The organism is Acrocarpospora macrocephala, assembly GCF_009687865.1.
Taxonomy (GTDB): Bacteria; Actinomycetota; Actinomycetes; order Streptosporangiales; family Streptosporangiaceae; genus Acrocarpospora; species Acrocarpospora macrocephala.
This window is the reverse complement of sequence record NZ_BLAE01000117.1, coordinates 1-21,021: the sequence shown is the minus strand read 5'-3', so window position 1 is coordinate 21,021 and position 21,021 is coordinate 1. Positions and strand designations below refer to the sequence as shown.

Sequence of the window (21,021 nt, the reverse complement as noted above, 5' to 3'; positions counted from 1 at the left end):
GGCTGATCCACGCCGCCGGCACCGCCCGCGAGCAGGGCGAGGACGCCATCGACACAGGCGTCAAAGATGAGCTGATCCGGCTGTTCAAGCACGGGGTCCGCGTCGGTCTGTCCGAGGTTCCCCGCATCCCCGGACCCGCCAAAACCGTGACCCAGCCCGTCGGCCGGGTGCTGCTGGAAGTGCTGCGCGACCGTGAGGACGACGTCCTGCGTTTCGCCCATGACCTGCGGGTTCCTCCGACGAACAATCAGGCCGAACGCGATGTCCGACCAGCCAAAACCCAGCAGAAGATCTCCGGGCGGCTTCGATCGGAGACGGCGACCGGCAACCGGTATGCCATCCGCGGCTACCTGTCCACCGCCGCCAAACACGGCACCGACGTCATCTCCGCGATCCGCGACGCCCTGCTCGGCAGACCCTGGATGCCGCCGGACCCAGCCACCGCCTAACCCACGGGCACGTTTGGTAACCACTCACGCCCGACGACCATCACCCACCGCGATCACATCACACTGGAATGCGTCGGGCCTGAATGAATACGGTGAAGGAACTCAGCCGTTACGCGTTGATCCGCAGCGACCCCGAGAGCCGCACCATTCAGGTGCACCGGCTGATCCAGGCCCTGCTCCGAAACGATCTCGACGAGAAAAGACAGGGCGAACTCCGCAGGGAGGTTCACCAGCTGCTCGCCGGAAGCGCGCCGAAAACCCCGGACGACAACTCCAAATGGCGCGACTTCGCCGATCTCGTCCCGCACGTCGGCCCTTCCGAAGTCGTCGGTTCGGCCGATCCCGAGGTCCGCGAATTCGCCCTCAACGTGGTGCGCTATCTCTACGCCTCGGCCAACTACAAATCGGCGCTCGAACTGATCGAGGTATTCATCGACGAGTGGAGCAAGACGGAAGAGAACCACCCCCACGTGCTGCGGGCCCGTCGTCACCAGGCGAACATTTTGCGCCGCATGGGCGAGTACGACAAGGTCTATGAGCTCGACCGCGACACTTTGGAGAAGGTGCGCACGGAGTTCGGCCCGGAGCACCAGGAGACGCTGATCGCGACGAACGGTCTCGGCGGCAGTCTGCGCGCCCGCGGCGAGTTCCGGGCTGCCCTCGAATTGGACGAGGAGTTGGTCCGTACGCACGAGCGCCTGCTCGGCGAGGACAACGTGCTGACCCTGCGGGCGAAGAACAGCCTGGCCCTTGATTATGCGCTGAACAGCAAGTACAGGCAGGCCAGGAGACTCCACACCGAGGTCTATCTGGCCCAGAGCGAGGCGACCAACCCCACGGGTTTCGAGATCGTGCTGTTGTCGTGGAACAGCATGGCCCGGTCCGTCAGGTTGACCAGTGACCTGGAGGAGGCCTGCGACACCGGCGAGGCGGCGTTGGCGTTCGGGGTGCAGAAGCTGAGCAAGGACCACTGGGCCACCCTGATCACCGCCAAGGATCTCTCGATCGCGCAGCGACGCGCGGGGGCGCTGGACGAGGCACTGGACAACGCTCATGACACGCACACCAGGCTGACCCGGCTCTTCGGCACGACGCACCCCGACACGGTCGCGGCGGCGGTGAACGTGTCGAACGTCCTGCGGGTCCGCGGCGAACTGGCCGACGCCTTCGAACTGGCCGCCGAGATGACCCGCACCTACCCGTTGGTGTTCGGTAACGACCACCCCTTCACGCTGGCCTGCCAGTCGAACCTGGCGATCTTGCACCGGCTGCTGGGCAATCCCGAGCTGGCCCGTACGGTCAACGAGGGCAGCCGCCGGGGCCTGATCAACCGGCTGGGCCCGGCCCACCACTACGTGTTGTCGTGCTCGGTGAACCTCCAGAGCGACCTAGCCGCGCTGGGTGAGTTCGAACAGGCCAGGCAGCTCGGCGAGCAGACGTACGTGCAGCTCGCCGACAAGTTCGGACACGACCACTTCCTGACCATTTCGTGCGCGGCGAACTTGGCCCTCGACCGGGCGGCAGTGGGCGCACCGGACGCGGAGGAACTGCGCCTGGACACGGCGGAGCGGTACCGGGAACGGCTCGACCTCGGCCAGCCCGACGCGGTCACGGCCGCGTCGGGCACGCGCATCGACTGCGACTTCGACCCGCTACCGATCTGAGCGCCCGTTCCGGGCCTGCCATGCGGCCTTGTGGTCGGCCGCCGCGCGCTCAGCGGCGGCCAGCGCCTCATCGTCGAGGGGTTCGGCCAGCACGTCGCCCAACCGGGTCCGCATACCCTCGACGAAGTTCATCCCCGCGTCGTTGAGCAACTGCTCGTCTTCGAGGGTGTCCAGCACCCGCCGGACACCCTCCCGCCACCGCGCGAGTTCGACGCGTCCCCGCAGGCCTTCTCGCGGGTGCCGGCGCTGCCAGAACTCGCTGACGCCGAGGTAGGCGTAGGCACCCTGCAGGAGACCGTGGGCGGGGCGGGGATCGGGCCGCCAGGGGGCGTAGTAGGAATCGGTGCGCTCGTAACGTACGAGGGGGACGAAATGCATGAGGGCGTCCAGTTTGGCGTGCTGGATTTCGTGGGCGAGCGTCTCGGCCAGCCACGTCGCCGACCCCCGGGGCACGGACATGGCGATCGCGCCGAACGTCTCCCGGGCCGACGCGCTGCTGACCCCCTCGGGCGGCGCCGCGATCGGAGTGATCGCACGCACCATCGCGACGATCTCCTCGGCCACCGCGGGATGGGTCTCCCGTAACACGGTCCATGCCTGCGGGAGCAGGTCCCGCCAGGCGGGGAGGCCGGCCGGGTCGATCCTCGGCGTGGCGCGGCCGGGTTCCGGCCATCGGTACGGGTCAAGGTCGTCCAGGACGATCTCGAAGCCGTCGCCGACCCGGATGCGGTGCAGTACCTGCCAGCCGGGCCCGTCGGCCCCGAGGTCCACGTCGATGCGCCGGCCATGGGCCCGCAGGCGGCGGCCCTCGGCCTCGAGCTCGATCTCGGCCGAGGCAGTTCCCAGAGACAACCGGCCCAGGCTCGGCACCATCAGGCGGCCCTGGTCGTCCAGCGGCACGTGCACCCGGCAGGCCCCGCCGGAGGCGATGGCCGCGGCGAGGGTGACCGCGCCCAGCCGGGAAGGACGCTCCGGACCGCGTGCGCGCAGCGAGAGGAAGGTCCGCCAGGCCCAGGCGCTGACCGCCGGATGATGCAGCACCCGGCCGACGGCGGCGGGCGCGGCCGCCTCCAGTTCCAAGAGGGCCGTGTACGCCGCGCTCGCCGGGCCCGCATCGGGATGGTCCGCCGCGTCCGCCTCCTCCACGACGCCTTTGAGCAGGGCGACCCGGTGGCGGAGCTGGAGTCCGTTCAGTTCCGCGGCGGCCTCGGCGTTGGCCGGCTCCTCGGCCAGCGCGCGGAAGGTTTTGTCGGAGACCCTACTCATACGCGTCCCTTCAGTCGGACGGTGTCGCGGGCGTGCCGATCGCTGATGTACGAGATGAGCCGATAAAGGTCAGGGCAGTACACCGAAGGGCTGCGGAACCCGGTCGACGGCCGGAAGCGGTGCGCGTAGAGACCTCCGCCGCAGACCCGTAGCAGTTCGCAGGCGTGACACTCCGGAGCGAGGGCACGCTCGCCGATCTGGCGGGCGATGACGGCCGGATGTCTCAGGGCCTCATCGAAGGCGTCGGTCAGGACGTGCAGCCCGGTGGCCGACGCTCCCTGGTACGCGGATTTGAGTATGTCCGATTGTTCGATGGCGCCCCCGGTCTCCACCACCACCATTAATGCCGGCGACAGGCCGACGGATTCACTCCGCGAGGCGCCTCCGGAAAGCAGCCGGGTGATCTCATGGAACAGCCGGATCTCCGTACGGAACCTCGGGGCGTCCCGCCACTCGTCGAAAACGCGGATAAGCCAATCGGCATAAGGGGTCGCCGCGGAATCGGGATCCCGCTGCGGGGGTGGCGCCGACCAGTTGCCGTGCGGAAGCAGGAAATCGACGCTCGGCGGATCGAATTCGAGCAATGCGCGATAGGTCCGTACGGGATCGTTTCGCAGGTCGATGGTGCACAGGATCCCTGCGAAAATCTGGTGAAAGGGCCCGTCGAGCAGGCGTAACGCGCGGGCGACCCGTTCGTGACTGCCCCGGCCGCCGGCGAACACGCGGGTTCTGTCATGCGCCTCGGCGTATCCGTCCAGGCTGACCCCGACCCGTATCCCCAGGTCACTGAAGATCCGCAGAAACGTCTCATCGAGCCGGACGGCGTTGGTCTGCATGCTGACCCTGACCCGCGTGCCCACCTCCGCGCAGGCCGACCGGATCGTCCGCACGATGAATTCCAGCGATTCCGCCCCCGCCAGCAATGGTTCACCGCCGTGCAGGATGACGTCCACGTCGCTCAGCCGGTGGGTGCGGGCGTGTTCGGCGATGCGGTCTGCGGTATGCGCCACGATAGCCGGGGACATCTGGCGTGGCTGGTTTCGCCAGCCCTGGTCGGCCATTTCATAAACGTAGCAGTTAGGGCAGGCGAGATCGCATCGGCTGTGCACCTTGAGGATGAACTGCCGAAAGGCGGAAGGCCGCCATCCCGAGGCCAGCAGCTCCGCGACGTCGAGGTTTTCCGGAAAGACGTTTTCGGACGGCGGCTTCGTGGGTTCTTGGTTGTTCGACAACCCGCCTCCCCTTTTTTCGCCAACCCCATTTCGCCCTATTTTGCACAGATAGTCAATGGTCAGACGTCTTGGCGTACCAGAATGGCGAGCGAACGCGAGCTCGATGGCGTTCTCCCGCTAACCGTTCATGATCTCGGGGGATGTATCTACAATGAGGCCACCGTGGCCGGCCGGGAGTCGCGAGGCTCCCGGCCGGCTTGGTGCTCAGCTGCCGTAGACCTCGAAGGTGAACAGCGAGTACCCCCAGGCGGTGCCGCGGGTGGTGCCGTAGATGCGCACGTATCTGGTGGAGTTGTTGAGTCCGGTGTTGTCGTCCTCGCCGCCGTTGCCGCCGGTGACGGATCGGGCTGTTGTCCAGGTTGTGCCGTTGGGTGATGTCTGGATTTGGTACGCCGAGCCGTAGGCGGCTTCCCAGACCAGTCGTACGCGGGTGATGGTGTAGGTGGCGCCCAGGTCGACCTGGATCCATTGGGGGTCGGAGAAGGCGCTGGACCATCGGGTGGTCGTGGAGGCGTCCACCGCGGCCGAGGCCGGGTAGGCGCCCGACTCCACGCTCGACGCCGTCGCGGGCTTGTTCAGGGCCAGATTCGTCCCGGTCGGAGGCTGCGTGCCGAGCTCCTTGATCCGGATATTGCGGAACGCGACCTGGTCGGCGCCGCTGTGGTTCTGGATGCCGACGTACCCGTCCAGGTTGCGGCTCGGATTGGTGTTGGTGAAGTCGTTGATCAGCGAACCGTTGAGGAACACGCGGATGCGCTGGCCTTCGACGAGAATCTCGTAGGTGTTCCACTCCCCGGGCGGGTTGAGCGCGGCGTCACGTGCCGCGATGTCGGCGGACTTGAACGTGTAGATCGAGCCCGTGGTCCGGTCGGGCGTGTCGCTGGCGTCGATCTGGATCTCGTAGCCCTGGTTCACCGCGACGTTCGGGTCGCCGCCCGGGTTGGGGAAACCGACGAAGATGCCGGAGTTGCTGTCCCCGGTGAGCTTCCAGTCCGCCTTCAGCGAGTACGAGGTGTACTGCTTGGCGCTGTTCCAGAACAGGCCCATGCCGCCGACGGAGGTCAGCGTGGCGTCGGAGTTGGTGAAGCTGCCCGGCCCGGACTGCGACCAGCCTGTCGTGGAGCCGTTGTAGAGCGTGGTGTACCCGGTCTCGGGCCTGCAGTCGGCCTTGGCCCGCTTGGCCGCGTACCGGATGCCGCCGAGCAGTTGGCTGCGGAAGTTGGCCTCACCGTAGGACGCCTGGGTGTGCCCGAAACCGGTGTAGAACGACCGTCCGCTGTCGATGGTCTTGCACCAGGTGATCGGGTGGTCGGCGCCCATCGACCCGCCGGAGTACGAGGATTCGTCCAGGGTCGCCAGGACGCGAGCCGTACCGCGGGGGTTGGTCTGGTAGTTGTACAGCTCGTCGGTGCGGGTCCAGGTCTGCGGCAGGTGCCACGTGGCCGGGTGGGCTCGGTTCTCGGTCTTCGAGTTGACCTGCTGGATCGCCGGATGACTGGCGAACCAGGCCCCGGCGAGCTGACCGTAGAACGGCCAGGCGTACTCGGTGTCGGCGGCGGCGTGAACGCCCACGTAGCCGCCGCCACCGCGGATGTAGGACTCGAACGCGGTCTGCTGGGCCGCGTTGAGCACGTCACCGGTGGTGCTGAGGAAGACGACCGCCTCGTACTGCGCGAGGTTGGCCGTGGTGAACGCGTTCGCGTCCTCGGTCGCGGTGACGGTGAAGCTGTTGGCGGCGCCGAGATCCCGGATCGCCTGGATGCCGTTCGGGATCGAGTCGTGCCGGAAGCCGGCGGTCTTGGAGAACACGAGCACGTCGTAGGGCGCGTCAGCGGCTGCGGCCGGTGTCGCGTAGAGCGTGGCGGCGGCGAGGGCGATGACGGCGCCCACACCGGTTAAGACTTTGCGCATGAATCCTCCAGTTGCTGGCGTCAGCTGCCGTAGACCTCGAAGGTGAACAGCGAGTACCCCCAGGCGGTGCCGCGTGCGGTGCCGTAGATGCGCACGTATCTGGTGGAGTTGTTGAGTCCGGTGTTGTCGTCCTCGCCGCCGTTGCCGCCGGTGACGGATCGGGCTGTTGTCCAGGTTGTGCCGTTGGGTGATGTCTGGATCTGGTACGCCGAGCCGTAGGCGGCCTCCCAGACCAGTCGTACGCGGGTGATGGTGTAGGTGGCGCCCAGGTCGACCTGGATCCACTGGGGGTCGGAGAAGGCGCTGGACCACCGGCTCGTCGCCGACGCGTCCACCGCGGCCGAGGCCGGGAAGAGGGCTGACTCCACACTCGACGCGGTCGCGGGCTTGTTCAGGGCCAGATTCGTCCCGGTCGGAGGCTGCGTGCCGCTGTTGAACGTGAAGGAGTCGATATCGAACAGCGACCCCGCGCCACCGGTGAACACCAGGAACAGGTTGACCGTCCCGGCTGGCGGTGTCACGGTGCCGGTGACGTTGACCCAGTTCTCCCAGCCACCGGTGGGCGCGACCGTGGCGGTGCCGACCACGGGCCCGGTCGCCGAACCGCTCCGAATGGTCAGCGTCCCGCCGGCGCCCGCCGACGCGACCCGGGCCGTGAACGACGTGACCCCGGCCAGGTTGTACGGCGTGAACGAGATCCAGTCCCCGTTCTCGACGTTCCCGATCGCCCTGCCACCGTTGGCCGACGCCTTGGTCACGATGGTCACGCCCTGCTGTGCGCTGTAGTGCTCGGCCTGGCGGGTCCGCGGTTGCGCGACCGGCTGCGTCGCGTGGACGGACGTGGTCGAGCCGACCGGGGTGTATTCGGCGTCGAAGACGCCGAAGACGTTCGCGCTGGCGTCATGCTCACCGTCCACCGTGGTCTGGATGGTGCCGGAGCATCCCGTCGCGCTGGTCAGCGCGTGGCCGTGACTGTCGTGGCCGAGGACGTAGGTGAGCTTCACCCGGCTGCAGTCGATCGTCGGAGAGTTCGGATCGCTGACGGTGATCTGGTAGGGGATCGCGTCACCGAAGTTGAACACCCGCCCGTTGACCGGCTGGGTGAGGGTGACCGTGGCCTGACCGACGTTGACGACGACGCTGGCCGTGGCTTGGAGACCGGTGCTGTCGGTCACCGTCAGCGTCGCCGTGAACTGGCCGTTGCTCGCGTAGGTGAACGACGGGTTGGCCGCGGTCGAGTCGGTGCTGCCGTTCGTGGTGAAGTCCCACGCGTACGTGATCGGGTTGCCGTCGGGGTCACTGGTCCCGGCCGAGCTGAACTGCACCGTGAGCGGCGCGTTGCCGCTGGCCGGAGTGGCGCTGGCCCTGGCGATCGGGGCCTGGCCGGTGGTGCCCGAGTTGTACTCGATGCGGTACAGAGCCGAGTTGGCGTCACCGCCGAACCAGCCGGTGCCGTAGTCGAGCACGTACAGCGCGCCGTCCGGCCCGAACTCCATGTCCATCACCTGGGTTCCGGACCAGGGGAAGGCCTCGATCGTGCCGACTCCACCGCTGCCGGTCACCGTGGCCGTCTTGATCCACCGGCGGCCGAACTCGCCGAGGAACACCCTGCCGTCCATCGTCTGCGGGAACTTCACGGTCGAGGCGAGCGCGGCGTCGTAGCGGTAGACCACGCCACCCATCGGCGACCAACTGCCGCAGCAGAGGCTGGCGGGGTCCTGCCCGACCCCGTACGGCAGCCAGGCCGCCCGCGAGGCCGGAAGCGCGGTGATGCCGGTGTTTCGCGGCGAGTTGTTCGTCGGGCCGCCGGCGCAGTTGTAGGCGCCGGTAGAAGGCCCGGACGGGAACGTGTATTCCACGTACGGCACGTTGAACTGCGAGCAGTACGGCCAGCCGTAGAAGCCGGGCTGGGTGATGCGCTCGAACGAGACCGAGGCGGCCGGACCCCGGCCGGCGCTGGCGGTGCCCGAGTCAGGCCCGTAGTCGCCCAGGTAGACCACGCCGGTCGCCTTGTCGACGCTCATCCGGAACGGGTTGCGGAAGCCCATCGCGTAGATCTCGGGCCGGGTGTTGGCCGTGCCCGGCGCGAACATGTTGCCGGCCGGGATGGTGTAGCCGCCGGTCGCGCCCGGCTTGATCCGCAGGACCTTGCCCCGCAGGTCGTTGCTGTTGCCGGAGGTGCGCTGGGCGTCGAACGCCGGGTTGCGGGTCGACCGCTCGTCGATCGGCGTGTAGCCGTCCGAGGCGAACGGGTTGGTGTCGTCGCCGGTCGACAGGTAGAGGTTGCCGGCCGCGTCGAAGTCGATGTCACCGCCGACGTGGCAGCACATGCCACGGGAGGTCGGGACGTCGAGGATCGTGACCGCCGAGGCCGCGCTGATGGTGTGGTCCGCGTTGACCGTGTACCGGGCCAGCCGGTTCACCCCGTTGAACGGGGCGAACTGCGCCGCCGTGCCGTCGGACGGCGCGTCCCCGCCCGGGGTGGTCAGCGGCGGCGCGAAGTAGACGTACACCCATCGGTTCGTGGCGAAGTTCGGGTCGGCCTTGATGCTCTGCAGACCCTCCTCGTCGTGCGTGTACACCGGGATGGTCAGCGCCACCTTGGTGTTGCCGAGCGGGTCGGTGTAGCGGATGGTGCCCTCACGCGAGGTGTGGAGGACGCCCCGGTTGGGCAGCACGGTCAGGCCCATGGGCTCGCCGGTCTCGGCCGCGCCCTTGGCCAGGGTCACCTGGACGTAGCCCGGCGCGGCCTGCGCCGGGGCGGTTAACGGGACGGTGGAGCCGACGGCGGCCATGATCACGGCAGCGCATAAGGCCAGTCTTCGGAACATGATCGGTTGATCTCACTTCCTGCCGGGAGAGTTGAGACAGCGTGTGCGCCGATCACGCCGACGATTCGCGGAAGCACGTTTACGTCTTGATCGAAGGCTAAAATGTTACGTTCGAAGTGTCTAGATGTTACGTCGAAGTTGACTCGACTTTCGTTCACTGAGACGAAAGTTAGGAGCCGGCGGCGAGAAGTCTTCCTGCGGTGACAGTAGCTGGAGTACCTTCCACACTGTTGCACCCGACTGAGGGAGTCCCGGGTGAAGACCAACCGGCCGGAGAACCCACATCAGGCGGCACTACTGCGCCTGCTGCGGGAAGGGCCACGTTCGCGAGCTGAACTGGCGGACATAGCCGCCGAACCCACCACCTCCGCGGGCTCCCCAGTGCTGCCACCCGGAGCCGCGTACCCGCACCCATGGCGAATGTCGCGGTCGAAGCTCAACGGCGAACTCGACCGGCTCGTGACGCTCGGGCTGGTCGAAACCGACGGGCTCGCCGCTTCCCGGGGCGGGCGCCGTTCTGGCCGGGTACGGCTGTCGCGCGCCACCCGCTTCGTCGGGATCGACATCGGGGCCACCTCGGTCGACGTCGCGGTGACGGACGGCGAGCTGGGCGTGCTCGGGCACGTCAGCGAGGCGTGCGACATCCGGCTTGGCCCCGCGCACGTGCTGGATCGGGTGCTCGCCCTCGCGGGGAAGCTGCGCGAGCAGGGCCTGTTCACGCAGCTCCACGGCGCCGGGATCGGGGTCCCCGGGCCGGTCAGCTTCGCGGAGGGGATCCCGGTCGCGCCGCCGCTCATGCCCGGGTGGGACCGCTACCCGATGCGCGAGATGATCACCCAGGAGTTGGGCTGCCCGGCGACGCTGGACAACGACGTCAACATCATGGCCCTCGGAGAGCTGCACGCCGGGGTCGCCCGCCAGGTCCACGACTTCCTGCTCGTCAAGATCGGCACCGGTATCGGCTGCGGCATCGTGGTCGACGGCAAGATCTACCGTGGCGTCTCGGGCAGCGCGGGCGACATCGGGCACATCAGTGTCGACGAGCTCGGCCCGGTGTGCGCGTGTGGCAACACCGGCTGTCTGGAGGCCTACTTCGGCGGCGCCGCCCTGGCCGCCCAGGCGCGGGCCGCGGCCCGCTCGGGGGCCTCGCCGTACCTGGCGGAACGTCTGGTGGCGGTCGGGACGCTGTCGGCCGAGGACGTGGCCGCGGCCGCCGCCCTGGGTGACGCCGTGGCGGTCCAGCTCATCAGGGATGGGGGCCGCCGCGTGGGCCAAGTCCTGGCGGGGCTGGTCAGCTTCTTCAACCCGGGGCTCGTGATCATCGCGGGCGGGGTGGCCCGGCTGGGCCACCTGCTGCTCGCGGAGATCAGGAGCGTCGTCTACCGCCGGTCACTGCCCCTGGCGACCGGCAATCTGCCCATCGTGCTGTCGGAACTGGAGGACATCGCTGGGGTCGTGGGGGCGGCTCGCCTGATCAGTGACCATGTTTACTCCGCCTGAAAGCATGGACTCGTGTGCTATCGCCTCTCGACCGTTGCGGTGACGAACCCGGCCATCACCGGATCCTGGTTGAAGGACCGCTGCTCCTCCACGCGCAACCCGCACGATTCCAGGAACCCCGGCACCTCCTCCTGGTCGATGCCGAACCTGAACGGCTCCTTGATCCGGTCGGCCGCCCAGCGCGCATAGGCGGAGTAGGGGTCGTTGCCGCGCAGGATCACGGTCGTGAAGTAGTCGAAGGCCACCACGCTGCCAGGGGCGGAGATCCTGCGCAGCGTCCGCTCGACGGCCTTGCGATCCAGATACATCGTCACGGACTCCCACAGGAAGTAGGCCGGCCTGCCCGGGTCGAAGCCCGCCTCGAGCAGGTTGTCGAACCAGTCTTCCTCCTCGAAGTTCGCCGGCACGAACGTGACATGTCCCGCCTCCACCCCGGCCTTGGCCAGCGCCTCGCGCTTCACCCGCTGGGTCCCCGGAGTATCGATCTCGAAGCACTGCACAACGGCGCCCGGAGGCAGCCGGTAGGACCGCGTGTCGAACCCGGCGCCGAGCACCACCAACTGCGCCACCTCGGGCAGATGCCGGGCCAGGGCCCGGTCGTGAAAGGTCGTGCGCGCCACCGGTTGATGGATCATGGGTGGCTGGCCCTGGTACGGATACCGATAGGGCTTGGGCACGTAGCCGGTCACGGCGTGGGCGACGATCGTCGGCATCGTCCCGTACCGCAGACCGAGCCGGATCGGTGTGGGCAGCACCTTCATCATCCGCACGCATGGCGCGTCCCATCGCTGACGCAAGTGGTGCAGGATCCATCTCGGATAGCACGACGCCAGCACCGTGGCCGAAGACCCAGTCCGCCGCGCCTCCCGGATCAGCGACAGACCCCAGATCGACGACCCGATGACCGCCAGGGGCGAGAGGAGAACCTGGATCAGCCGGAAGACAATCACTCGCATGACGGGCCCCTACCCAGGAATCCGGCACCGGACATTCCCGGAGCAACTGTCATGACCTGTGTTGTGTCCTGAACGCGAAGGTGACGTCGGCCAGGGTGGCCGGACGGCGTGGTTGACGAACTTGCGGTGGAGCTGAGTCGACGGGTGCTACTTCTCGCCCGGTTCTCCTCTGATGGACTCCTGATAGATGTCCGCGTAGGTGCGCGAGTCCTTGACCAGGTCGTCGCAGAAGGCAGCGACGTCATTGCCGATGAGTTCCAGGACTCCTTTGCCGGCCGCGACGCCCTCCTCGAAGAAATCGACGATCCCTGAGAGCAGGGACCCGTCAAGCAAGTCGATCGGTCCAACCTTGAAGAAATACCTCTGAATCTCCTTGTAGACGATCTGGTAGTCCGGCGGGAGCGCCTTGACCCGCGCCATGTGCGCCCGCCACTGCCTCTTGCCCTCGATGATGTCTTGGATGCCCACGTCAGCCTCCTAGCCGGCCCAATTTCCTTGCGACGTTCCTGTTCAACTGCTCGCGCCACCGGTCGCGAAAGCTTCGAGCCCCTTCTCCACCGGCCAGCGCCGCGCAGAAACCCTCGATGTCGTCACCCAGCACCTCGTGAATGCTCCGCCCATCGGCCGCTGTCTCTTCGAGCAGCCCCAGAGCACCGTCGAGAATCGGCATCAGGTTTCGACCTGTGAAGTCCGAGTAGGGAGAAAGACGACCCTTGATCTCTTCCCACGCCGCCCGATAGTCGGTCGGCAATGCCTCGGCCCGAACTTCGAACGACTTCCATTCCCTGGTGAGATCGCTGCCTGTCATGGTCTCCCAGAAGTTCATCTCCCGCCTCCCTTGAGCTTGTCGATCCGTGATGTGATGTACTCCCATTTCGCCCAGAACGTCGCGAGCTTTTCTCGCCCCGCGTCGTTGAGCGCATAGAACTTGCGCGGCGGGCCCAGCCCGGACGGTCGTTTCGTCACCTGGACGAGCCCGTTCTTCTCCAGCCGCAGCAGGATGGTGTAAACCGTCCCCTCGACGACGTCGGCGAAGCCGAGTTCATTCAGCCGACGCGTGATGGCGTACCCGTAGGTCTCCTCGCTGCCGATGATTTCGAGCACGCAGCCCTCAAGCGTGCCCTTCAGCATCTCCGTCAGGTCGTCCATCGTGGGTGCTCTTCCGCCCTCCTGGTACTCGGTGCTACCGAGTACCACTATACGGTATCACCGAGTAGTGGACCAGCCCTTCGTGGAACATGGGCGGCAACCAACTCGTCGCGTACGAGCTTCTCCACACGTCCAAGGTCCTGTTCACCGGCCGGTGCATGCAGGGCATCAGCCACCTGTCGCCCTGTTCTCCCGGGCCTGAGCGGCTCGGGATCCGCGTCCATAACGCATTCGCTTACATTTACGCAGGTGAAGGGCTCTTTCAGAGGATGCCCCCGGTAGGAAGCGAACCTACGACACCAGGTTTAGGAAGCCCAGGGCGCGTCAGACCGAATCATGCCGTTGACCTGCGGCGGGGGCCTGGACCTCCGCATCGTTTGAGCTGATCATTTCGCACATATTCCGCGCCCTGCCCACTCGTCTCATCCTCCTCGTCGCTGCCGAAACCAGGGCCGGATGGGTGAGAGTCAAGGCTGGCCTGCCGACCGCGTAGCGGCTTTGACCTCGACGCGCGGCACTCTGGCCAGACATTCGGAATCTGGGGGATGTACGAGCGTTGCTCGGGCTTGTCAAAGCGATGGTTGGAGGTTCTGCGCAGGCGATGTGTCTCGTCGCAGATCAAGACGTTCAGGCGGTTCGGCTCGCGGTGTCGGTACTGGTCGAAGTAGGTGAACAGATCGGGGATGTTGCCAAGATGTCCGGTCACGTGCAGGCGTAGGGCTGCGGAGAATGCTGCGCCGCCCGAAGCGTGGGCTGCGGAGCTGTTGATGCCGTTGAGCATCCCCAGCAACAGTGCCAGGCCGTCTCACCAGTCCCAGGACCGCCGGCGACGATGAAGACCTGCCTAGAGTTGGTGCTGAATCCGTCCTGGACCAGAGCCAGCACCTTGTCTCCTGTTTCGCGTTGCTCGTCCAGCAGCGGAAAGACCGCTCTGCCCCGAACTGCCGCGTAAGCGGCGCGCATGACCTCCTCGGTGGGGCGGACATGTGCGTGATTGATCAGGTCAACGTGATGGCGGGCGCCCTCGGCGCTCAACACAGTTGGAAGGAAGCGGGCGACTTCCCGTTGGTCGTCGGAGCCGTCGCCGAACGCCCGAACCGCTTGCCATCAATCTCCGGGCGTAGTCGACCAATCGGCGGCATAATCTTGGCGATGGCTGTGGCATGGGCGTTGTGCAGGTTCGCCACGCCCCACAGCGCTCTGCGTAGCAACGGTACTTGGCGTTCCAGCGCCCGGCAGTAATCCCAAACATGCTCGACCGGGTGCTGGCTGTCCTCGAGCCCTGCGCCGAGATGAGTGATTCTGCGGGTGCGTGGGGTTGAAGGCGAACCTCGACCACTGCTTGTTCTCCGCGGCGACAGCCGACAGCTCCCGGTGTCGGGGTGGGACCCCACGAGCAGCATGTCGATACGTGCGTCGCTGTTCAAGGTGCTCACTTCCAGCAGTACCATCACGTCGCCGAGTCCGGCCAGAAGCAGGACATCAACGACCGTCTTGATACTGGCGCGCCCAGGATTGTTTCTCTGGATCGCTGACAACAACCTGGTAGACCTCGCGCGCCCGGCGGACGAGCGTCCGGACGAGGGCTTCGGTTTCCATTGCGGCCAGCTCGCCAGCCGAGCAGGCGAACAGGTAGCGGGGCTTCACCCTCGTGGCTCCTCATGAAGGTGAGATGACGAGTGCGCGCTGGCCGGGCACCTCACGGGATTCCGGTTGCGGCGAGGGCGCGGCCGTCATGAGGGAATGCGGTACTCGAAACGAGTTGGCCGTAGGTCTTCGTCAGCCGGTTCCCAGTCAGGCACCAAGGTCACGATGCCACCGCTGGTGGTGAGGGCGGGGGTAGCGCCTGCGACGGTGATGTCGCTGACCACGAATAGGTCGACTGCGGGGAACTCGCGGGCGTGCTGGACTTCGTTGAAGGTCAACTCCACCGAAGTAGGGGCCCCCGTGGTGCCCTTGACCTCAACGCGCCGCTCGACACCTGGCATGGTAAGACGCAGGTCGTATGGCTTGCCAACTTCTTCCACCGTCCAGCCGGCTCGCTCGTAATACTCTGTCGCGAGCTCGACTGCGTGGCGCTCGATGGCCTCGCGTTTTCGCGGGTCGATTTGCCGTCCGGCACCAGTGCCACGCCTGGCGTTCCGCGAAGGCTTGGGGCGGGTCGGCAGCGAGACCGGACGGGTTTGGCTCAACGGAACGACTGGAGCGCTGTCGTCCGAGGCGAGCTTGGGAGTCACGTCCATGAGCTTGAACAGCTTCTCGGGGTCGAACCGGACTGGCTTGCCGAGACCACGATCGATACCCGACCGACGGATCGCGTCACTAGCAGCTTCGGGTAGGGGGCCAGTCGGACCCAGGGAAACGTTGGTCAGCCGGGCCAGCGGTTCGATGCCGAACCGCGTCGGATACTTGATGCGGTGCTCGTCGACTTCGTCGGGCCAGTGTGGAGCCGTTCCCTCATACATGTTGCCGACTGCTTGGCACACATAAAGGTCGATCGTGTCACGCAGCCATGCCTCAAGGTGCACTCGCGGGCTTGCGCCTGTCCCGAGGATGACGAAGTCCATCGTGGTGCCCGAATAGCCCTCAAAGCGGCTCGGAAATCCCCAGGATCGAGTCTCAAGCCCGAAGGCAAGATTGTCCTGTACTGCAGTGTTTTGGCCTACATGCACCATAAGAAACGAAGCTTCGGACATGTCGGACACGGTAATCGACGGCAACGACAAATGCGCGGTAGCTGAGTGAGGTAAAGGCCGAGGTGGACACCTATCGCCGCCTTCGCCGACGAGCGTGACGAGCACGGCCGCCACCTGGTCGTGCGCAACGCACGTCGCGGCCTATCCCCGGTGGCCTGCTCTCAGCCCCGGGAGAAGGGGGAGGTCAAGCTCCGACGCAAAACTGCTGTTCCGCTGGACAGATGACCGCTTCATCAAGGCCAGCAGCTATAGCGAACTGTCCGGAAGCCTGCCCTCGTAGCCGCGGGTTGATTCCGATCCGGGACGATGACGCTCGCCAGCGGCGGCGCTGCGCCGCCTTCCGCAAGGAGGACCCACACCCGCTCTGGCGTTACTCGCCAGCGTCATGCTGGCCGCAGCGCCTTGGTCAAGGAACTCGTCGACCGTCACACGATGGCTCGCCCCGTGTCCGGGGCTCGATTCAACAGGCTGGAGTTACACCACTCCACCGGACGTGACCTGGCCGGTTCGCGGTTCAGCCAGTGGAGACGCCAGTTTTATATCTGCGCACGGGCACTGCCCTTGTCTGTCCCAATTTGTCAGTAATCATCGCTACAGTACGGCTCGCACCACCCCTTCGCCCCCGTCCGTCTGCTGACCGTTGCGTCGGCCGTCGTACCGAAGGAGCGCTCTCGTGGCGTTGCGTTGTCTGTACCAGGGCAGTGCCGATGAACTAGCCGAGATCATCGCCCAGGGTCATCTGGTCGAGGAACTGCGCCGACGCTTTGTCGCGATGCACGGAGCGAAGCCGAGAGAGAGCGAGAGCGCCTCGTGGGGCGGCAGCATCCCCACCGTCGTCGACCTGCTAATCAGCGCCGGTCTGCAAGACGTGCAGGTGCTGGTCGAGCTGACCGCGCCGATCTGCGACGTACGCATGGACATCGTCCTGGTCGGAAGCGAGCGCGAGACCGGCGAGATCTGCGTCATAGTGGTGGAGAACAAACAGTGGTCGCAGGTCCGGCCGGTACGCGGCACGCAGTTGGTGCACGTGCCGAACGCGCCTGGCCGCAACCCGCGCCTGCACCCGGCCGTCCAGGCTGACGGGTACCGGCAGGTTCTGCGCGACTTCGTGCCGATGCTGCGGACCGCCAAGGTGACGAGCCTGGTCAACCTGCACAACATGCCCGTCGCGGTCCTCGAGACGATCCAGGGCGACAGCCAGGAGCTGGAGGGCGGCGCGAAGCGCACGAAGATGTACGGCCAGGAACCGGAGGAACGTGAACGCTTCGCGGCCATGCTCACGAAGACCTTCTCGGGTGAAATGGCACTCGAGCATGCTCACGACTTGTTGTCCGCCCGCGTGTCACCGACCGACAGCCTGATGACCGCGGTCGACAAGAGCGTGCACGGACGCTCCGTCTTTCCCTTGCTGGACGAGCAGCGCAAAGCCGTCGAGTACGTCAAGGTCCAGTTGGCAGCGAGCCGCCGGGGCAACAAGCGGGTCGTGTTGATCGTGGGCGGTCCCGGCACCGGCAAGAGCGTGATCGCCTTGGAGCTGCTGGCCGCGTGCAGCAAGAACGGGCTGAAGGTTGCGCACGCCACTGGCAGCCGATCCTTCACCCGCACGCTGTGGGAGTACGCTGGCGGGGACACGCGCGCCAGGCGTATTTTTCGGTACTTCAACAGCTTCGAAACCCTCCGCTCGAAGCTGGACGTGCTCATCGCCGACGAGGCGCACCGGCTCAGGCGCCAGGTATCCGGCAGGGGCCCCTCCCAGGTCGAGCAGCTCATTAGCGCGGCGGATGTGCCTGTCTTCCTGCTGGACGAGCATCAGGTGGTGCGCCCCGGCGAAGACGGCACCATCCAGCTCATTGAGAACGCGGCCAAGGAGATGAAGCACGAGGTCCTGCGGATCGACCTGCGCAGCCAGTTTCGCTGCGGCGGTGACCCGGAGTACATCCGCTGGGTCGAACAGCTGCTCGGGCTGGTGGCTGGAGAACCGCCGCGCCGGTGGCGGCCGCTGGAGAACTACGAGCTGTACGTCGCCCCCACCCCCGAGGCGATGGAGAAGTTCCTCAACAGGCGTGCTGCCGAGACCAACAGCACCGCCCGCATCGCCGCCGGCTTCTGCTGGCCCTGGTCGTCCCCCCGCAAAGACGGCACCCTCGTCGACAACATACGCATCAATGGCTGGAACAGGCCATGGAACGTCCAGGGCGACGAGCGGGTCGGCGACATGCCGCCGCACACACTGTGGGCGACACACCCAGGCGGCCACGGCCAGATCGGCTGCATCTACACCGCGCAGGGCTTCGAGTACGCCTGGGCCGGCGTCATCTTCGGCCCAGACCTGGTCTGGCGCGACGTAGCCTGGCAGGCCGACATCAGCCAGAACCGCGACAGGGCGGTCGAGAACGCGCTCGACTTCGACTTCTTGGTCCGCAACACCTACAGGGTGCTTGCTACCCGCGGAATGCGAGGCACCGTGTTGTACTCCGTCGACCGCACCACCAACGTGATGCTGGCCAATCTTGGCGCTCGTCTGCTCGACTATGAAGGCGTACCCATGAATACCACGCGGTAGGAGAGCGTGAGCTATTTGGCTCGTTCAACTACTCCGGCCTGCCTGAACATGCTAGCCCTTCAGTCGTAGATTCTCACCTTTGCGGTAGTTCTTGCCGCTGCTGGACCAGATAGAGCATGCGGGTATGCGTGCACCGATGATGGAGATCGGCTCGGTCATCACTGATCAGCAGTGGGCCGGGGAGTGGTCGGATCAGTTGGAGAATCTGCTGGTCGAGGTGGGTGAGATCTTTCCGCGGGTGGAGGTGCGGCGTCGGGCGGCTGACTTCGTCCGGGGATTGCTGGGGCCGATCTCGCGTAAGAACGGCTGGCAGTTGGCCGAGTACGTCGGCGACGAGCACGCCTGGGGGCTGCAACACCTGCTGGCGCGAGCGGTGTGGGAGCCCGACGCGCTGCGGGATTTCGTGCGCCGTTACGTGCTGGATGGGCTGGCGATGCCGGGCGCGGGTCCGGGTGGCGCCGGGGTCCTGGTGATCGACGAGACAGGGTTTGAGAAGCGGGGCCGCAGCTCGGCCGGAGTGGCCCGCCAGTACACGGGCACCGCGGGCGCTGTGGTCAACTGCCAGATCGGGGTGATGGCGGCCTGGGCCACCGCAGCCGGGCAGGCCATGATCGATCGTGAGCTGTACCTGCCCAAGGAGTGGACCCAGGATCGGGACCGACGCGCGGGCGCGCACGTCCCCGGCGAGCGCGTGTTCGCCACCAAACCGCGCCTGGCCGAGCAGATGATCGACCGCGTTCTGCCCGATCTGCCGCCCGGCCGTGTGTGGGTGGCCGCCGATGAGGTCTATGGCCGTGACGGCGCCTTCCGCTCCTACCTGGAAGAGCGTGGCCTGCCCTACGCGGTGACCATCCAGGCCAACCAGAAAGTGCTGGATCGGCCGGGTTTTCGGCACGTGGCCCGCCTCGTCGCCCGGATCGCCGCGGAGAGCGACTGGTTGAGCCTGCCGGCCGGGCCGTCCCAACTGGACACCCGTACCTGGCAGTGGTGGGTCCGTCGCCTGCCCGACCCGCAGGCCGGTATCGGCGCCGATGACCGGCAGGCCGCCGCCGACCCCGGCTGCTGGGCCCGCTGGGTGATCGCTCGGCGTCGCCCCCAGACCCCGGCCGACCGCGACTACTACCTGGCCTGGGGGCCACCCGGCACACCCATCGAGGAACTGGTTGCCGTGCCCGGCGCCCGGTGGCGGGTGGAAGAAGCCATCAAGCTCGGCAAATCCGCCTGCGGCCTGGCCGACTACGAGGTCCGTTCCTACCACGGCTGGTACCGGCACATCACCCTGGCCCAGTTGGCCGCCGCGTTCCTCGCCGTCCAACAGGCCGCCACCGCCGTGGCCGAGGACGATCTCCACGGCGACGGCGACGGCACCGCCACCCACACAGGGGGTTCTCGCCCCGTCTATCACCAGCATCTCCACGCTCTCCAGCCGCGTTGAGCCGGTGGGGTACTCCACCTACGAGATCCGTCGCCTTCTCCTGGCGGTCACGCCCTTGCCCAGCCCGAGCGCTCGGCTGCGGCACGCGCTGGCCTGGTCCCGCTGGAGACGTCGCCACCAAGCCGTTGCCCGTGCCTGTCACCGAGCCCGGCAGGCTACCGCCAGACCCCCGCCGACGCAGGGATCTCCCAGAGTCACGGCGATCTACGACTGAAGGGCTAGGCGGCATTCGGTGTCATGTTGGCTTGCTTGCCGCCTGGCAGACCGAGGAATCCCACGTAAAGCCGTTTTTCCTCAAGAGGCACCCTCCGGTAAGACTTGAACCTACGACGATCTCGGATCTCGGTCGACGGTTTGAAGCAGAAAACACGTGAGTGCCAGCGTTGAATGGGAAACTAAGCTTCATGAGAGCTCAAGGCAATCCGGCGCTGACGTGGCACGGCCGCGATGTCACGTCGGTCTTCGATCTACTTGGCCGCAGCGAGAACGATCTGACCGCCGCACTCGCCTTTGCTCTTACACGCTCCCCTGATTTTCTACACAGGCTTATGAAACGGCTGCTTCCAATGGCGGGCCGGGACGTTGCCGCTGTTCGCCTGGAAACGCGCGATACTGGTGGTCGAACGGACCTAGAAATCGACTGCGGATCCGACCTCGTGATTATTGAGGCCAAACGGGGATGGCTGCTTCCGAGTGAGAGCCAACTCGGTGCCTACGCGCCTCGCGTGCATAAACGCGGTGGTGGAGTACTGGTGAGCTTGTCCGACACCAGCCTGGAGTGGTCGGCACGAGTGCTTCCTAGCACCATCGACGAGGTCCCCGTCGTGCACCTACCGTGGGATTTGATCCGTGACGACCTAGTACGGCAGCCGGTGCGCCCAGAGATCACGGAGGTGATTGTCCAGCGATCATGACCTGATCGGAAGCTCGTCGTCGCCTGCCGGTGTGAGTCCGGTCCGGGTAATCGCCAGGGAGCCCGGTAGCAGGCTGGCGGCCCGGTCTGGAAACGGGCCGGGTCGAAGCCCAGCGTCGAAAGCCCCGTTGGGGGAAGCAACTGAGCGGTCCGTAGCGGAAGCGAAGCCTGCCGCGTCGTTAGACACCGAGAGAGAGCCGAGCCGAGCGACTCACGGCGAAGGCCATGGAAGCGGTGAAGATCCTGGAGTGCTGCCGTCAGGGACTCTCCGGCGTAAGAGGGCGCGGAACGTTCAGAGGGTGGCGGCGGGAACTGGGGAGGCCCTCCCCGGCCGGAGCGTGCTGCGGATAGGCGTGGACGACGCCGTCTTATAACCGGTGTGGAGCCGGGAAGTGGGCGGCGGCCGGGAGGGAGTCGGAGGCGGTCGTAGTACCGATCGAGCCGTAGGACAACACA

Annotated in this window: 17 protein-coding genes; 6 read left to right on the top strand and 11 right to left on the bottom strand. The window is 66.5% G+C overall.

The genetic code is table 11. The features are described 5' to 3' along the window. Positions 1-449: IS66 family transposase (locus Amac_RS51945; protein WP_170323084.1), on the top strand; the 449-nt coding region annotated here is incomplete at its 5' end. 92 nt (positions 450-541) lie between these two features. Further along, entirely contained in the window at positions 542-2,113 is a 1,572-nt protein-coding gene (fxsT, locus tag Amac_RS51940) for an FxSxx-COOH system tetratricopeptide repeat protein (RefSeq protein ID WP_170323083.1), read from the top strand. Here fxsT and Amac_RS51935 read toward each other — a convergent pair. The 4 genes from Amac_RS51935 to Amac_RS51920 form a co-directional block, all read right to left on the bottom strand. Beyond that, entirely contained in the window at positions 2,102-3,379 is a 1,278-nt protein-coding gene (locus Amac_RS51935; protein WP_155361822.1) for an HEXXH motif domain-containing protein, read from the bottom strand. The two genes, fxsT and Amac_RS51935, sit on opposite strands and share 12 nt — an antisense overlap. Continuing rightward, positions 3,376-4,611, bottom strand: a complete 1,236-nt coding sequence (locus tag Amac_RS51930) for an FxsB family cyclophane-forming radical SAM/SPASM peptide maturase (RefSeq protein ID WP_307729873.1) — start codon at positions 4,609-4,611, stop codon at positions 3,376-3,378. The genes Amac_RS51935 and Amac_RS51930 overlap by 4 nt, the downstream gene beginning before the upstream one ends. A 204-nt stretch (positions 4,612-4,815) precedes the next feature. Then, entirely contained in the window at positions 4,816-6,522 is a 1,707-nt protein-coding gene (locus Amac_RS51925) for a ThuA domain-containing protein (RefSeq protein WP_155361821.1), read from the bottom strand. Between the two features lie 20 nt (positions 6,523-6,542). Next, on the bottom strand, positions 6,543-9,353 hold the full coding sequence (locus Amac_RS51920; protein WP_155361820.1) for a carbohydrate-binding protein: 2,811 nt from the start codon (positions 9,351-9,353) through the stop codon (positions 6,543-6,545). A gap of 255 nt (positions 9,354-9,608) precedes the next feature. Between Amac_RS51920 and Amac_RS51915 the strand changes: the two genes are divergently transcribed. Then, positions 9,609-10,853, top strand: a complete 1,245-nt coding sequence (locus tag Amac_RS51915) for an ROK family protein (RefSeq protein ID WP_155361819.1) — start codon at positions 9,609-9,611, stop codon at positions 10,851-10,853. 17 nt (positions 10,854-10,870) lie between these two features. On the opposite strand, the gene Amac_RS51910 is transcribed toward Amac_RS51915, so the two are convergent. The 7 genes from Amac_RS51910 to Amac_RS51880 form a co-directional block, all read right to left on the bottom strand. Further along, positions 10,871-11,809 carry a class I SAM-dependent methyltransferase gene (locus tag Amac_RS51910; protein ID WP_155361818.1) on the bottom strand — a complete coding sequence of 313 codons (939 nt, stop codon included), beginning with the start codon at positions 11,807-11,809 and terminating at the stop codon, positions 10,871-10,873. A gap of 147 nt (positions 11,810-11,956) precedes the next feature. Beyond that, positions 11,957-12,277: a DUF1048 domain-containing protein gene (locus Amac_RS51905; RefSeq protein ID WP_155361817.1), complete on the bottom strand. Its 321-nt coding sequence runs from the start codon at positions 12,275-12,277 to the stop codon at positions 11,957-11,959. A 1-nt stretch (position 12,278) separates the two neighbouring features. Beyond that, complete coding sequence (locus tag Amac_RS51900) at positions 12,279-12,635, bottom strand: DUF1048 domain-containing protein (protein ID WP_155361816.1); 357 nt, start codon at positions 12,633-12,635, stop codon at positions 12,279-12,281. Next, positions 12,632-12,958 carry a PadR family transcriptional regulator gene (locus tag Amac_RS51895; protein ID WP_155361815.1) on the bottom strand — a complete coding sequence of 109 codons (327 nt, stop codon included), beginning with the start codon at positions 12,956-12,958 and terminating at the stop codon, positions 12,632-12,634. The genes Amac_RS51900 and Amac_RS51895 overlap by 4 nt, the downstream gene beginning before the upstream one ends. A 334-nt stretch (positions 12,959-13,292) precedes the next feature. Beyond that, positions 13,293-13,739, bottom strand: coding sequence for a hypothetical protein (locus Amac_RS51890; RefSeq protein ID WP_155361814.1), 447 nt, complete (start codon positions 13,737-13,739; stop codon positions 13,293-13,295). A gap of 701 nt (positions 13,740-14,440) precedes the next feature. After that, positions 14,441-14,605 (bottom strand): hypothetical protein, encoded by a 165-nt coding sequence (locus Amac_RS51885; RefSeq protein ID WP_155361813.1) that lies wholly within the window; start codon positions 14,603-14,605, stop codon positions 14,441-14,443. 86 nt (positions 14,606-14,691) lie between these two features. Further along, on the bottom strand, positions 14,692-15,654 hold the full coding sequence (locus tag Amac_RS51880; protein ID WP_155361812.1) for a protein NO VEIN domain-containing protein: 963 nt from the start codon (positions 15,652-15,654) through the stop codon (positions 14,692-14,694). Positions 15,655-16,294: 640 nt separating this feature from the next. Between Amac_RS51880 and Amac_RS51875 the strand changes: the two genes are divergently transcribed. From Amac_RS51875 to Amac_RS51865, 3 genes are all read left to right on the top strand, one after another. Beyond that, on the top strand, positions 16,295-18,217 hold the full coding sequence (locus Amac_RS51875; protein ID WP_170323082.1) for a DUF2075 domain-containing protein: 1,923 nt from the start codon (positions 16,295-16,297) through the stop codon (positions 18,215-18,217). 124 nt (positions 18,218-18,341) lie between these two features. After that, positions 18,342-19,652 carry an IS701 family transposase gene (locus tag Amac_RS51870; RefSeq protein WP_155361810.1) on the top strand — a complete coding sequence of 437 codons (1,311 nt, stop codon included), beginning with the start codon at positions 18,342-18,344 and terminating at the stop codon, positions 19,650-19,652. A gap of 404 nt (positions 19,653-20,056) precedes the next feature. Further along, positions 20,057-20,566, top strand: coding sequence for a hypothetical protein (locus Amac_RS51865; RefSeq protein ID WP_155361809.1), 510 nt, complete (start codon positions 20,057-20,059; stop codon positions 20,564-20,566). Positions 20,567-21,021: the final 455 nt, after the last annotated feature.